Source organism: Kitasatospora sp. NPDC088391, from assembly GCF_044753345.1.
Classification (GTDB): domain Bacteria; phylum Actinomycetota; class Actinomycetes; order Streptomycetales; family Streptomycetaceae; genus Kitasatospora.
Genome location: NZ_JBIVNB010000008.1, coordinates 38,307 through 52,270, shown reverse-complemented (window position 1 = coordinate 52,270; position 13,964 = coordinate 38,307). Strand labels below are relative to the sequence as shown.

The 13,964-nt window shown below is 73.5% G+C and carries 13 protein-coding genes; 9 read left to right on the top strand and 4 right to left on the bottom strand.

Annotation, left to right across the window (positions count from 1 at the left end; translation table 11 throughout):
* Positions 1 to 8 precede the first annotated feature (8 nt).
* From ACIQBJ_RS23265 to hutI, 3 genes are all read left to right on the top strand, one after another.
* Positions 9 to 1,196: an allantoate amidohydrolase gene (locus ACIQBJ_RS23265; RefSeq protein ID WP_400714559.1), complete on the top strand. Its 1,188-nt coding sequence runs from the start codon at positions 9 to 11 to the stop codon at positions 1,194 to 1,196.
* Positions 1,181 to 2,533: a formimidoylglutamate deiminase gene (locus ACIQBJ_RS23260; RefSeq protein WP_400713748.1), complete on the top strand. Its 1,353-nt coding sequence runs from the start codon at positions 1,181 to 1,183 to the stop codon at positions 2,531 to 2,533. The genes ACIQBJ_RS23265 and ACIQBJ_RS23260 overlap by 16 nt, the downstream gene beginning before the upstream one ends.
* A 108-nt stretch (positions 2,534 to 2,641) precedes the next feature.
* Entirely contained in the window at positions 2,642 to 3,808 is a 1,167-nt protein-coding gene (hutI, locus tag ACIQBJ_RS23255) for an imidazolonepropionase (RefSeq protein ID WP_400713745.1), read from the top strand.
* Between the two features lie 7 nt (positions 3,809 to 3,815).
* Here the strand turns inward: hutI and ACIQBJ_RS23250 are convergent, their stop codons facing one another.
* Positions 3,816 to 5,324: a peptide MFS transporter gene (locus ACIQBJ_RS23250; protein ID WP_400713743.1), complete on the bottom strand. Its 1,509-nt coding sequence runs from the start codon at positions 5,322 to 5,324 to the stop codon at positions 3,816 to 3,818.
* Between the two features lie 316 nt (positions 5,325 to 5,640).
* Here ACIQBJ_RS23250 and ACIQBJ_RS23245 point away from each other — a divergent pair, with 316 nt between their 5' ends.
* Both ACIQBJ_RS23245 and ACIQBJ_RS23240 read left to right on the top strand, forming a co-directional pair.
* Positions 5,641 to 6,315, top strand: a complete 675-nt coding sequence (locus ACIQBJ_RS23245) for a response regulator transcription factor (protein ID WP_014136090.1) — start codon at positions 5,641 to 5,643, stop codon at positions 6,313 to 6,315.
* 13 nt (positions 6,316 to 6,328) lie between these two features.
* A complete protein-coding gene (locus ACIQBJ_RS23240; RefSeq protein ID WP_400713740.1) occupies positions 6,329 to 7,570 on the top strand; it encodes an ATP-binding protein in 1,242 nt (413 codons plus the stop codon).
* Positions 7,571 to 7,578: 8 nt separating this feature from the next.
* Here the strand turns inward: ACIQBJ_RS23240 and ACIQBJ_RS23235 are convergent, their stop codons facing one another.
* Entirely contained in the window at positions 7,579 to 8,103 is a 525-nt protein-coding gene (locus ACIQBJ_RS23235) for a GtrA family protein (RefSeq protein WP_400713737.1), read from the bottom strand.
* Between the two features lie 200 nt (positions 8,104 to 8,303).
* Here ACIQBJ_RS23235 and ACIQBJ_RS23230 point away from each other — a divergent pair, with 200 nt between their 5' ends.
* Genes ACIQBJ_RS23230 through ACIQBJ_RS23215 form a run of 4 tightly spaced genes read left to right on the top strand, consistent with a single transcriptional unit; the run spans position 8,304 to position 12,041 of the window.
* A complete protein-coding gene (locus ACIQBJ_RS23230) occupies positions 8,304 to 9,431 on the top strand; it encodes a 5-(carboxyamino)imidazole ribonucleotide synthase (protein ID WP_400713734.1) in 1,128 nt (375 codons plus the stop codon).
* Positions 9,428 to 9,952, top strand: a complete 525-nt coding sequence (purE, locus tag ACIQBJ_RS23225; RefSeq protein WP_400713731.1) for a 5-(carboxyamino)imidazole ribonucleotide mutase — start codon at positions 9,428 to 9,430, stop codon at positions 9,950 to 9,952. The genes ACIQBJ_RS23230 and purE overlap by 4 nt, the downstream gene beginning before the upstream one ends.
* Before the next feature lie 23 nt (positions 9,953 to 9,975).
* Entirely contained in the window at positions 9,976 to 11,169 is a 1,194-nt protein-coding gene (locus ACIQBJ_RS23220; protein ID WP_400713728.1) for a dipeptidase, read from the top strand.
* A complete protein-coding gene (locus ACIQBJ_RS23215; RefSeq protein ID WP_400713725.1) occupies positions 11,166 to 12,041 on the top strand; it encodes a MerR family transcriptional regulator in 876 nt (291 codons plus the stop codon). Before ACIQBJ_RS23220 ends, ACIQBJ_RS23215 begins: the two co-directional genes overlap by 4 nt.
* A gap of 22 nt (positions 12,042 to 12,063) precedes the next feature.
* Here the strand turns inward: ACIQBJ_RS23215 and ACIQBJ_RS23210 are convergent, their stop codons facing one another.
* Together ACIQBJ_RS23210 and ACIQBJ_RS23205 are read right to left on the bottom strand one after the other, a co-directional pair.
* Positions 12,064 to 12,468 carry a CoA-binding protein gene (locus ACIQBJ_RS23210; RefSeq protein ID WP_400713722.1) on the bottom strand — a complete coding sequence of 135 codons (405 nt, stop codon included), beginning with the start codon at positions 12,466 to 12,468 and terminating at the stop codon, positions 12,064 to 12,066.
* 71 nt (positions 12,469 to 12,539) lie between these two features.
* Positions 12,540 to 13,883, bottom strand: coding sequence for a UDP-glucose dehydrogenase family protein (locus ACIQBJ_RS23205; RefSeq protein ID WP_400713719.1), 1,344 nt, complete (start codon positions 13,881 to 13,883; stop codon positions 12,540 to 12,542).
* Between the last annotated feature and the right edge of the window lie 81 nt (positions 13,884 to 13,964).

Below are 13,964 nucleotides of genomic sequence, written 5' to 3'. Positions count from 1 at the left end.
TCGAATCGATGTGGGCGGAGCTGCTCCCCGTGGGCCGCTCCGCCTCCTCCGGCGGCTACCGGCGGCACGCCTGGAACTCCGCCGACGCCGAGTGCCGGGCCTGGTTCGAGGAGCAGGCCCGGGCCCGCGGCCTGCACCACGAGACCGACCGCAACGGCAACCAGTGGGCCTGGCTCGGCGACCCGACCGCGGGCGACGCCGTGGTCACCGGCTCGCACCTGGACTCCGTCCCGGACGGCGGCGCCTACGACGGCCCGCTCGGCGTGGTCTCCTCCTTCGCCGCACTCGACGAACTCCGCGCCCGCGGCGTCGAGTTCACCCGCCCGCTGGCGATCGCCAACTTCGGCGACGAGGAGGGCGCCCGGTTCGGCGTCGCCTGCGTCGGCTCCCGGCTGGCGGCCGGCCTGCTCGACCGGGAGGCCGCGTACGCGCTGCGCGACGCCGACGGCGTCCGGCTGCCCGACGCGATGGAACGCGCCGGGCACGACCCGGCCGCGATCGGCGCCGACCCCGAACGGCTCGGCCGGATCGGCGCGTTCGTCGAACTCCACATCGAGCAGGGCCGGTACCTGACGGACGACCAGCCGGTCGGCGTGGCCGGCGCGATCTGGCCGCACGGCCGCTGGCGGTTCGACTTCCACGGCGAGGCCAACCACGCCGGCACCACCCGGCTCGACGACCGCCGCGACCCGATGCTGACCTACGCCACCACGGTGCTCGCCGCCCGCAAGAAGGCCCGCCTCGCCGGGGCGCTCGCCACCTTCGGCAAGGTCGCCGTCGAACCCAACGGCACCAACGCGATCGCCTCCCTGGTGCGCGGCTGGCTCGACTCCCGGGCCGCCGACGAGGAGACGCTCCAGCAGGTCGTCGACGCCATCGAGCAGGCCGCCGTCGAACGCGGCGGGCGCGACGGCGTCCGGGTCGTGCTCACCCGGGAGTCCTTCACCCCCGTGGTCGACTTCGACGGACCGCTGCGCGACCGGCTCGCCGAGCGCCTGAAGGCCCCCGTGCTGCCGACCGGCGCCGGACACGACGCCGGCATCCTGGCGTCCGCCGTCCCGACCGCCATGCTGTTCGTGCGCAACCCCACCGGGGTCTCGCACTCCCCGGCCGAACACGCCGAACAGGCCGACTGCCACGCCGGGGTCGCCGCCCTCGCCGACGTACTGGAGGACCTCGCATGCCGGCCGTCGTGACGTACTGGGCCGAACACGCCTGGCTGCCGGGCGCCGACGCTCCTGCGGTCGCGCCCGAGGTGCTGATCGAGGCCGGACCCGACGGGCGGATCACCGCCGTCACCCCCCGCAGCGGCCCCTGCCCGGCGGGCGCCGTCCGGCTCGCCGGGCTCACCCTGCCCGGGCAGGCCAACGCCCACTCGCACGCCTTCCACCGCGCCCTGCGCGGCGCCGTCCAGGTCGGCTCCGGCACCTTCTGGACCTGGCGCGACACCATGTACCAGGTCGCCGCCGCGCTCGACCCCGACCGCTACCTGGCGCTCGCCACCGCCGTGTACGCCGAGATGGCGCTCGCCGGGATCACCGCCGTCGGCGAGTTCCACTACCTGCACCACGCGCCCGGCGGCGTCCGCTACGCCGACCCCAACGCGATGGGCGCGGCCCTGGTCGAGGCCGCCGCCCGGGCCGGCATCCGGATCACCCTGCTCGACACCTGCTACCTGTCGGCCGGCTTCGGCGCCGCCCCCACCGAACCCCAGCTCCGGTTCTCCGACGGCGACGCCGACGCCTGGGCGGCCCGCGCCGACGCCCTCAAGGACACCGGGCACGCCCGGATCGGCGCCGCCGTGCACAGCGTCCGGGCCGTCCCCGCCGAGCAGTTGGACACCGTCGCGCACTGGGCCGCGGTGCGCCGCGCCCCGCTGCACGTCCACCTCTCCGAGCAGACCGCCGAGAACGAGGCCTGCCTCGCCGCGCACGGCGTCACCCCCACCCGGCTGCTCGCCGACCACGGCGTGCTCGGCCCGCGCACCTCCGCCGTGCACGCCACCCACCTGACCGAGGAGGACCAGCGGCTGCTGGCCGGCTCCGGCACCACGGTCTGCATGTGCCCCACCACCGAACGGGACCTCGCCGACGGCATCGGCCCGGCCCGCCGGCTCGCCTCGCTGGGCAGCCCGATCAGCCTCGGCTCCGACAGCCACGCCGTGATCGACCCCTTCGAGGAGGCCCGCGCCCTCGAACTCGACGAACGCCTGCGCACCCGCACCCGCGGGCACTGGACGGCCGCCGAACTGCTCCGGGCCGGCACCGAGGACGGCCACGCCTCGCTCGGCTGGCCCGAGGCCGGCCGCCTCGCCGCCGGCGCCCTCGCCGACTTCTGCACGATCGCCCTGGACTCGGTCCGCACCGCCGGCCCCGGCCCCGAACTCGGCGCGGAGACCGCGGTGTTCGCGGCGAGCGCGGCCGACGTCCGGCACCTGGTCGTGGGCGGCCGGCACGTCGTCGCGGACGGGGTGCACCTGGGCGTGCCGGACGTCGGGCGGGCGCTGGTGGAGGCGATCTCCGCGCTGCGGTAACCGGGGCGACCTGACGGACGTTCGCCTTCCGCCCCGCGCAGTTCCCCGCGCCCCTGGCGGGGCGCGGAAGTTCAGTGGACCTACAACCGTTCGAGGACAGAGACGTTCATGAGCCTGCTCATCAGTAACATCGGGTCCCTGGTCACCAACGATCCGGCGTTCGGCACGGGCCCGCTCGGCCTGCTGGCGGACGCCGCGGTGGTGGTGGAGGGCGATCGGATCGCCTGGGTGGGCGAGGCGGCCGCCGCCCCCGCCGCCGACGAGTCGGTGGACGCCGGCGGGCGGGCCCTGCTGCCCGGGTTCGTGGACAGCCACTCGCACCTGGTGTTCGCCGGGGACCGGACGGCCGAGTTCAACGCCCGGATGTCGGGGCAGTCGTACACCGCCGGCGGCATCAGGACCACCGTCGCGGCGACCCGGGCCGCCTCCGACGCCGAGCTGAACGCCAACCTGACCCGCTACCTGGCCGAGATGCTGCGGCAGGGCACTACCACCGTCGAGGTGAAGTCCGGGTACGGGCTGAGCACCGCCGACGAGGCCCGCTCGCTGCGGATCGCGTCCGGCCACACCGCGGAGACCACCTACCTGGGCGCGCACGTGGTGGGGCCCGAGTACGCGGACGACCCCGCCGGGTACGTCGAACTGGTCACCGGCGAGATGCTGGCGGCCTGCGCCCCGCACGCCCGCTGGGTCGACGTGTTCTGCGAGCGCGGGGCCTTCGACGGCGACCAGGCCCGGGCCGTGCTCACCGCCGGGATCGCCGCCGGGCTGCTGCCGCGGGTCCACGCCAACCAGCTGACCCAGGGCCCCGGCGTGCGGCTCGCCGTCGAACTGGGCGCCGCCTCCGCCGACCACTGCACCCACCTGAGCGACGCGGACGTGGCCGCGCTCGCCGACGGCGACACCGTCGCCACCCTGCTGCCGGGCGCCGAGTTCTCCACCCGGGCGCCCTACCCCGACGCCCGCCGACTGCTGGACGCAGGCGCCCGGGTCGCGCTCTCCACCGACTGCAACCCCGGCTCCAGCTTCACCAGTTCGATGCCGTTCTGCCTGGCCGTCGCCGTCCGCGAGATGGGCATGACCCCGGACGAGGCGGTGCACGCCGCCACCGCCGGCGGCGCGCTCGCGCTGCGCCGCACCGACGTGGGGCGGGTCGCCCCCGGCGCCCGGGCGGACCTCCAGCTGCTGGACGCGCCCTCGCACGTCCACCTGGCCTACCGCCCGGGCGTCCCGTTGACCGCCGCCGTCTGGCAGGGCGGGGTCCGCCGGGTCTGACGCGGCGTCAGCGCACGTCGCCCATGAGCTTCCCGATCCGGCCGCGGGCGGCGAACAGCCCGACGCCGGCGGCGATCGCCAGCAGCCCCTGGACGGCGAAGTACCAGGTGGAGCCGACCACGCCGTCGCCGAGCAGCAGCTGGGCGACCGCGGCCACGCAGTCGCCCGCGGTGACGGCGAGGAACCAGACGCCCATCATCTGGCTGGCGTACTTGGCGGGCGCCAGCTTGGTGGTGACGGACAGGCCGACGGGGGAGAGGGTCAGCTCGCCGGTGGTCTGGATCAGGTAGACCACCGCCAGCCAGAGCGGGGTGACCTTCGCGCCGCCGGTGGCCGCCGCCATCGCCAGCATCATCACCAGGAAGGACGCGCCGATCATCAGCAGGCCGAAGGCGAACTTCGCGGTGGTGGAGGGGTTGCGGCCGCGCCGGGCGGCGGCGTTCCACAGCCAGGCGAAGACCGGGGCCAGCGCCATGATGTACAGCGGGTTCAGCGACTGGAACCAGCTGGACGGGAAGGAGAGGCCGAACAGGCTTCCGGCGGTGTTCCGTTCGGCGAACACGCTGAGGGTCGAGCTGGACTGGTCGTAGATCATCCAGAACACCGCGGCCGCCACGAAGAACCAGACGTAGCCGCCCATCCGGGAGCGCTCCTCGCCGCTGAGGTCGCGGTCGCGGCGGATCCGGGCGAACACCAGGACGGGGACGGCGATGCCCGCCAGCGAGAGCGGCCAGAGCACCCAGTCGACGGTGAACCGCCCGGCGGCGACCACCACGGCGTAGAACACCGCGGCGGCGGCCAGCCAGAACCCGACCTTGCGCAGCACGGCGCGGCGCTCGGCGGCGTCCATCGGCGCGGCGACCACGCCGGAGCGCGGGCTGAGGTGGCGGGTGCCCAGCAGGTACTGGACCAGGCCGAGCGCCATGCCGATGCCGGCCAGCGCGAAGCCCAGGTGCCAGTCCACCTTCTGGCCGACGGTGCCGATCACCAGCGGCGCCAGGAAGGCGCCGAGGTTGATGCCCATGTAGAAGATGGTGAAGCCGCCGTCCCGGCGCGGGTCGTTGGGCCCGTCGTAGAGCTGGCCGACCATGGTGGAGATGTTGGCCTTGAGCAGGCCGGAGCCGACCGCGATCAGCATCAGGCCGGCGAAGAAGGCGGCCTGGGCGGGCACGGCCAGCAGGAAGTGTCCGGCCATGATGATCGCGCCGCCGATCGCGACGGTGCGGCGGGCGCCGAGCAGGCGGTCGGCGATCCAGCCGCCGGGCATGGCCAGCAGGTAGACCATCGCGTTGTAGACGGAGACGATCGCGGCGGCGGTGGCCACCGGCAGGTGGAGGCCGCCTTCGGACGCCGCGGCGGTCATGTAGACCATCAGCAGCGCGCGCATGCCGTAGAAGCTGAAGCGCTCCCAGGTCTCGGTCATGAAGAGGGTGGCCAGGCCGCGGGGGTGGCCGAGGAAGGTCCGCTCGGGGGTGCCGGAGGGCCGTACCTCGGTCTCCAGGGTGGTCGAAGCCATGCTGATTCCTTGCCTGTTTTCTCGGGTTCCCCACCACTCTAAGTCGCGGATTCGTTTGACTGCGGAGCGTGAATGGTATGCGGAAGGTAAAGCGTGGGGGCTGTGCACTGTGCAGTTCGATGACGCGGCGAAAGAATAGCCTGCAATCCGAAGGTCGATGCGAAGAATGTCCGTGAAAGCGCAGTTGCTCTCGAAGATGCCCCGAACCCGCCGGTGATCACCGGCTGTGACACTGTTCACAGTGCACCTGACAGCCCCGTCGGCACTCCCGAAGACCCTCTGATCAGCGGCCCCGGCGCGGTCTACCATCGCCCCTATGACCTGTGTGCTGCTGGCCGAGGACGACCCGGCAATCTCCGAACCGCTGGCCCGCGCCCTGCGCCGCGAGGGCTACGAGGTGCTCGTCCGCGAGGACGGGCCGGCCGCCCTGGGCGCCGGCCTCAGCGAGGACGTCGACCTGATCGTGCTGGACCTCGGGCTCCCCGAGATGGACGGCCTGGAGGTGTGCCGACGGCTGCGCGCCGACGGGAAGAGCTTCCCGGTCCTGGTGCTCACCGCCCGCGCCGACGAGGTGGACACCGTGGTCGGCCTGGACGCCGGCGCCGACGACTACGTCACCAAGCCGTTCCGGCTGGCCGAGCTGCTGGCCCGGGTCCGGGCCCTGCTCCGGCGCGGCAACGTCGACCAGCTCACCACCGGCGCGCACGGCGTGAAGATCGACATCGAGTCGCACCGCGCCTGGCTCGGCGAGGAGGAACTCACCCTCTCCGCCAAGGAGTTCGAGCTGCTGCGGGTCCTGGTGCGGGACGCCGGACGGGTCGTCACCCGCGAGGAGATCATGCGCCAGGTCTGGGACACCACCTGGTGGACCTCCACCAAGACCCTGGACATGCACATCTCCTGGCTGCGGAAGAAGCTCGGCGACGACGCGGCCAACCCGCGCTACATCGCCACCGTGCGCGGCGTGGGCTTCCGCTTCGAGAAGAACTGAAGGTCCACCCGGCGTGAAGCGCAGGATGATCAACTCGCTGCTGGGCGTCGTCCTGGTGGTGGTCGCGGTGTTCTGCGTGCCGTTGGCCCTGATCGAGAAGCAGTCGATCGTCAACGCGGCCAACGACCGGGTGGACTCGGTGGCGGTCCGGGTGCTCGGCCTGGTCGAGAGCCGGCTCGCCGCGGGCGAGCCGGTCAGCGGCGAGAAGTTCGCGGCCGTGGTCTCCGGTGACGACTACTACGTCACCGTGGACATCCCCGGCCAGCCGCTGATCGCCCTCGGCCGCCCGGTCGCGGGGGACTCGCTCACCGCCACCGAGACCGGCGCCAGCGGGGAGACCGTCACGGTCGCGCAGTCCCGCGAGGCGCTCGACCACGAGATCGGCAACATGCTGCTGCTGCTCGGCGTGGTCGCGCTGCTCGCCGTCCAGGCCGCCGTGGCGCTCGCGGTCTGGCAGGCCAAGCGGCTGGCCCGGCCGCTCACCGAACTCGCCGAGACCGCCGAACGCCTCGGCTCCGGCGACCCCCGGCCGCAGGGCCGCCGCTACGGCGTCCCCGAACTCGACCGGATCGCCGAGGTGCTGGACAGCAGCGCCGAGCGGATCGCCCGGATGCTCACCGCCGAGCGCCGGCTCGCCGCCGACGCCTCGCACCAGCTGCGCACCCCGCTCACCGCGCTCTCCATGCGGCTGGAGGAGATCACCGCGCTGGCCGAGGACCCCGGCACCGTCCGGGAGGAGGCCGCGATCGGCCTCCAGCAGGTCGAGCGGCTCACCGACGTGGTGCAGCGGCTGCTCACCAACCAGCGCGACCCCAACAACCCGACCGCGGTGGCCTTCCCGCTCGACGAGGTGGTCAAGCAGCAGCTGGAGGAGTGGGGCCCGACCCTGCGCGACGCCGGGCGCCGGCTGGCCGTCGAGGGCCTGCGCGACGTCCGGGTGCTGGCCACCCCCGGCACCGTCTCCCAGGTGCTGGCCACCCTGATCGAGAACTCGCTGATGCACGGCGACGGCACCATCACCCTGCGGGTGCGCCGCTCCGGCAGCTCGGTGGTCGCCGAGGTCCAGGACGAGGGCGCGGGCGTCCCGCGCGAACTCGGCAACCGGGTCTTCGAGCGGGCCGTCAGCGGCCGCAACTCCACCGGCATCGGCCTGGCCGTGGCCCGCGACCTCGCCGAGGCCGACGGCGGCCGCCTCGAACTGCTGTCACTGCGGCCGCCGGTGTTCGCGCTGTTCCTCGCCCACGCGGACGGCTGACCCGGCCGTCAGGACGCGACGCCGCTCTTCTCGTCCTCGGCGGCCAGCAGCAGTTCGGCCTCCGCCACCACCTCGGGGTCCTCCAGCTCCGGCATCGCCTTGAACACCCAGGTGCGGTAGGAGACGAACCGGAACACGGTGGCGATCACCAGCCCGAGGACCTTGCCGCCCATCAGCTCCAGCGAGGTGCCCAGGCCGAGCACGTGCTGGGTGAACTCCATGATCCCGGTCTCGATCGCCATGCCGATGCCGCTGAACAGCAGGAACAGCGTGATCTCGCGCTTGCGGGAGGCGGCGTCGCGGTCCCGGTAGAGCCAGTAGCGGTAGCCGAGGTAGTTGGAGGCGATGGCCACCACCGTCGCCCCGACGTTGGAGCGCAGCGGGGCCAGGCCGAGGACGTGGTTGAGGAGCCAGAACAGTCCGAAGTTGACCACCACGCCGGAGGCGCCGACCACGGCGAAGCCGATCGCCTCCAGGGACATCCCGCGGAGCCGCCGGAGCGGGGAAGGGCGCGTTTCGGTGCTGCTCGTCATCCGGGCCGTCTCCGTCTACGTCTACTTCACATGATCGGATAAGAGGTGTCGTGCAATCCGGCCCACCAGGCTACCCGCCCTTCCCGGGTGCTCCGCTCCCGCCGGGGCGTGTGCGGCCCGCCCGTACGCCGGTGACCCGGCCCCCGACCGGCCCGGATATCCTGGGGCGCGTGACTGTAGCGGGCAATGCGAACTTTCCAGTGGTCGGAGTCATCGGCGGCGGGCAGCTCGCCCGCATGATGCACCAGGCGGGCATCCCGCTGGGCATCCGCTTCAAGCTCCTCGCCGACACCCCCCAGGAGTCGGCCGCGCAGGTGGTCGGCACCACCGTGCTCGGCGACTACCGCGACCTCGACACGCTGCGGGCCTTCGCCGCCGACTGCGACGTGATCACCTTCGACCACGAGCACGTGCCCACCGAGCACCTGCGCACCCTGCAGGCCGAGGGCATCGCCGTCCGCCCCGGCCCCGACGCGCTGGTGAACGCCCAGGACAAGGGCGTCATGCGGGCCAGGCTGGACTCCATCGGCGTCCCCTGCCCCCGGCACCGGCTGGTCGCCGACCCGGCCGACGTCACCGCCTTCGCGCACGAGGGCGAGGGGTACCCCGTCGTCCTGAAGACCGTCCGCGGCGGCTACGACGGCAAGGGCGTCTGGGTGGTGAAGGACGAGAACGAGGCGGCCGCGCCGTTCCTCGCGGGCGTCCCGGTGCTCGCCGAGGAGAAGGTCGACTTCCTGCGCGAGCTGGCCGCCAACGTGGTCCGCTCGCCCAGCGGCCAGGCCGTCGCCTACCCGGTGGTCGAGTCCGTCCAGGAGAACGGCGTCTGCGCCGAGGTCACCGCCCCCGCGCCCGACCTCGACCCGGCCCTCTCCGACGAGGCCCAGCAGCTCGCCCTGCGGATCGCCGGCGAGCTCGACATCACCGGCCACCTCGCCGTCGAGCTGTTCCAGACCCGGGACGGCCGCATCCTGGTCAACGAGCTCGCCATGCGCCCGCACAACTCCGGCCACTGGAGCCAGGACGGCGCCGTCACCTCCCAGTTCGAGAACCACCTGCGGGCCGTCCTCGACCTCCCGCTCGGCGACCCCCGCCCGCGCGCCGGGTGGACCGTCATGGTCAACGTGCTCGGCGGCGACTACCCCGACATGTACCGCGCCTTCCTGCACTGCATGGCCCGCGACCCCGGCCTCAAGATCCACATGTACGGAAAGGACGTGAAGCCCGGCCGCAAGGTCGGCCACGTCAACGTCTTCGGGGACGACCTCGAAGACGTCCGCGAGCGCGCCCGCCACGCGGCCGCCTACCTGCGAGGAACGATCACCGAATGACCTCTCCCCTTGTCGGCATCGTGATGGGCTCGGACTCCGACTGGCCCGTGATGGAGGCCGCCGCGCAGGCGCTCGACGAGTTCGAGATCCCGTACGAGGTCGACGTGGTGTCCGCGCACCGGATGCCGCGCGAGATGGTGGCGTACGGCGAGCGGGCGCACGGGCGCGGGCTGAAGGCGGTCATCGCGGGCGCCGGCGGGGCGGCGCACCTGCCCGGGATGCTGGCCTCGGTGACGCCGCTGCCGGTGATCGGCGTGCCGGTGCCGCTGCGCTACCTGGACGGCATGGACAGCCTGCTGTCGATCGTCCAGATGCCGGCCGGGGTGCCGGTGGCGACCGTGTCGGTGGCGGGCGCGCGCAACGCCGGCCTGCTCGCGGTCCGGATGCTGGCCGCGTTCGACCCCGAACTCGCCGAGAAGATGGTCGAGTTCCAGGCCGAGCTGAACAGCCAGGCCACCGAGAAGGGCCGCAAGCTGCGGGCCAAGGTGGCGGGCAACGAGTCCTTCGGCTTCGGCAAGTAGCGGACAGGTAGTAGAACGGGGGCATGACTCCCGAACTGCTCGACCGTGCCCGGAACGTCCTGCGCGCAGCGCCCGTGGTGGACGGTCACAACGACCTGCCGTGGGCGATGCGGGCCCAGGCCGGGTACGACCTGGACGCGATCGACCTGACGGCCGATCAGCGGCACCGGCTGCACACCGACTTCGGCCGCCTGCGGGCGGGCGGGGTCGGTGCCCAGTTCTGGTCGGTGTTCGTGCCCGCCGACCTGGGCGGCGACGACGCGGTCAGCGCCACCCTGGAACAGGTCGACTTCGTCCGCGCGATGACCGAGCGGTACCCGGAGCACCTGCGCCTCGCGCTGACCGCCGACGACCTGGAGACGGCCCGCGCCGAGGGTCGGATCGCCTCGCTGATGGGCGCCGAGGGCGGCCACTCGATCAACTCCTCGCTCGGCACCCTGCGGGCGCTGTACGAGCTGGGCGTGCGCTACCTGACGCTGACCCACAACTCCAACGTGCCGTGGGCGGACTCCGCCACCGACGAGCCGGCGCACGGCGGGCTGACCGCGTTCGGCGAGGAGGTGGTGCGGGAGATGAACCGGCTCGGCATGCTGGTCGACCTCTCGCACGTCTCCGCCGACACCATGCGGGACGCGCTGCGGGTCGCCGAGGCGCCGGTGGTGTTCTCGCACTCCTCGGCCCGCGCCGTCTGCGGCCACCCGCGCAACGTCCCCGACGACGTGCTGGCCGCGCTGGCCGCCAACGGCGGCGTCGCGATGGCCACCTTCGTGCCCAAGTTCGTGCTGCCCGAGGCGATCGAGTGGACCCTCGCCGCCGACGCGAACATGCACGCCAAGGGCTTCCACCCGCTGGACACCACACCCGGCGCGATGGCCGTGCAGCGCGCCTACGAGGCCGAGCACCCGCGCCCGGTCGCCACCGCCGCGACCGTCGCCGACCACCTCGACCACATGCGCGAGGTCGCGGGCGTCGACCACATCGGCATCGGCGGCGACTACGACGGCACCGCGTTCACCCCGGCCGGCCTGGAGGACGTCTCCGGCTACCCCGTGCTGATCGCCGAACTGCTCGGCCGCGGCTGGTCGGAGGCCGACCTGTCCAAGCTGACCTGGCACAACGCCGTCCGGGTGCTGCGCGAGGCGGAGGCCGCCGCCCGCCGGCTGCGGGCCGGGCGCGGCCCGTCGCTCGCCACCCGGGCCCGGCTGGACGGCGCGTGAGCGAGGAGCTTGACCTCGCCCCTGGGGCAGGCCCGAACGTGGCCGGTGTGGAGGAGGAACGGCTGCTCACCACCGGCGAGTTCGCCCGCCGGGGACTGCTGTCGGCGAAGGCGCTGCGGCTGTACGACCGGCAGGGACTGCTGCCGCCGGACCGGATCGACCCGGTCAGCGGCTACCGGTACTACCGGCCGGAGCGGCTGGCCACCGCGCGGCTGATCGTCCGGCTGCGCGGGCTGGACATGCCGCTGGCCACGGTCGCCGAGGTGCTCGCCCTGCCGGGCCCCGCGGGGGCCGAACGGATCGCCGCGTACTGGGCCGCCGTCGAACGGCGGACCGCGTCGCAGCGGGCGCTGGCCGACCACCTCCGCGTCCAACTCAGCGGACTCGAAGGGATCGAGGACATGTACCGGATCGAACAGCGCGACGTGCCCGAGCAGGTGGTGCTCACCGAGCGGCGCCGGGCCCGGCCGCGGGAACTGCCGGAGTTCATCCCGGCCGCGATCGCCCGGCTGGCCGGCCTGGCGGCCGGCCTCGGCGGGGTGGCCGGAGCACCGTTCGTGGTCTACCACGGCCAGGTCGACGAGGACAACGACGGCCCGGTCGAGGTCTGCGTGCCGGTCGACCCGGCCCGCGCGGCCGACCTGACCGCCCCGCACCGGACCGAGCCCGCGCACCGGGAGGCGTACACCACCCTCACCAAGGCGCAGGTCGAGTACCCGCAGATCCTCAGCGCCTACGACGCCGTCCACACGTGGGGCGAGCAGGCCGGCGCCGAGCAGGCCGGGCCGCCCCGCGAGGTGTACTTCGCCGACTGGGACGCGGCCGGCCCGGCCGACCGGGTCTGCGACATCGCCTTCCCGGTGGCCGGCTGACGGGGGTGCCGGGGCCGGCCGGTCAGAGCCGGGGCAGCTCGATCGCCGGGCAGCGGTCCATCACCATCCGCAGCCCGGCCGCCCTGGTCCGGGCGAACGCCTCGACGTCCACCACGCCCAGCTGGAACCAGACGGCCTTCGCGCCCTCGGCCACCGCCTGGTCCGCGACCTCGCCGGCCAGCTCGGAGTTGACGAACACGTCCACCACGTCGACCGGGAACGGGATCTCGGCGAGCGAGGCGTAGCCCTGCTCGCCGAGCACCGTCTCGGCCTTCGGGTGCACCGGCACGATCCGCTTGCCGGCCCGCTGCAGCACGCCGGCCACGCCGTACGCGGCCCGCGCCGTGTTGTTCGACAGGCCGACCACGGCCCAGGTGTCGCCGGAGGAGGTCAGGATCTCGCGCACGTCGTCGCCGTAGTCGCTCATGCCGGTGAGAACCCGCCGCCCGGCCCGGTCATTCCGGGGCGGGCGGCTCCCCGCGCGCCGTCGGTCCGCCGTCAGTCCGTCGACGGGCGGCCCATCGCGCGGTACGTCCAGCCCGCGGCCCGCCAGGCGTCGCCGTCCAGCACGTTGCGGCCGTCCAGCAGGCGGCGCTCGGCGACCAGCGCGCCGACCTCGGCCGGGTCCAGCTCGCGGAACTCCTGCCACTCCGTCAGGTGCAGCACCACGTGCGCGCCCTCGACGGCCTCCAGCGGGGAGGCCGCGTAGGAGAGGCTGGGGAACATCTTGCGGGCGTTGTCCATCGCCTTCGGGTCGTAGACCGTGACCTGCGCGCCCTGCAGCTGGATCTGCCCGGCCACGTTCAGCGCGGGGGAGTCCCGGATGTCGTCCGAGTTCGGCTTGAAGGACGCGCCCAGCACCGCGACCCGGCGGCCGAGGAAGCCGCCGCCGCACTGCTCGCGGGCCAGCTCCACCATCCGGGAGCGGCGCCGCATGTTGATCGAGTCGACCTCGCGGAGGAAGGTCAGCGCCTGGTCCGCGCCCAGCTCGCCGGCCCGGGCCATGAACGCCCGGATGTCCTTGGGCAGGCAGCCGCCGCCGAAGCCCAGACCGGCGTTCAGGAACTTCCGGCCGATCCGCTCGTCGTAGGACAGCGCCTTGGACAGCTGCACCACGTCCGCCCCGGCGGACTCGCAGACCTCGGCCATCGCGTTGATGAAGGAGATCTTGGTGGCCAGGAAGGAGTTCGCGGCGGCCTTCACCAGCTCGGCGGTGGCGAAGTCGGTCACCACGAACGGCACGCCGTCCGCGATCGGGCCCGCGTACACCTCGCGCAGCACCTGCTCGGCGTGCTCGCTGCGCACGCCGACCACCAGCCGGTCCGGGTGCAGGGTGTCGCCGACCGCGTAGCCCTCGCGCAGGAACTCCGGGTTCCAGGCCAGCTCGGCCCGCTCGCCGACCGGGGCCAGCGCCGCCAGCCGCTCGGCCAGCCGGTTCGCCGAGCCCACCGGCACCGTCGACTTGCCGACCACCAGCACGGGGCGCTCCAGCAGCGGGGCGAGCGAGTCCAGCGCCGAGTCGACGTAGCTCATGTCGGCCGCGAACTCGCCCTTGCGCTGCGGGGTGTTCACGCAGATGAAGTGCACGTCGCCGAAGGCCGCGACCTCCTCCCAGGAGTCGGTGAAGCGCAGCCGCCCGGTCGAGCCCTGATGGCCCTCCACGTGCTTGAGCAGCAGCTCCGACAGCCCGGGCTCGTACATCGGCACCCGGCCGGCGGCGAGCGCGGTCAGCCGGTCCCGGTCGATGTCCAGCCCCAGGACCTCGAAACCGAGTTCGGCCATGCACGCGGCATGCGTCGCGCCCAGGTAGCCGGTACCGATCACCGTGATGCGGGGAGCCACGCGCGTTCCCTTCGGTTCGGGCCGTACCAAGGCTGAGCGACGGCCGCAGCCACCGATGGTAGCCGCCCGGCGGAGCCCCGG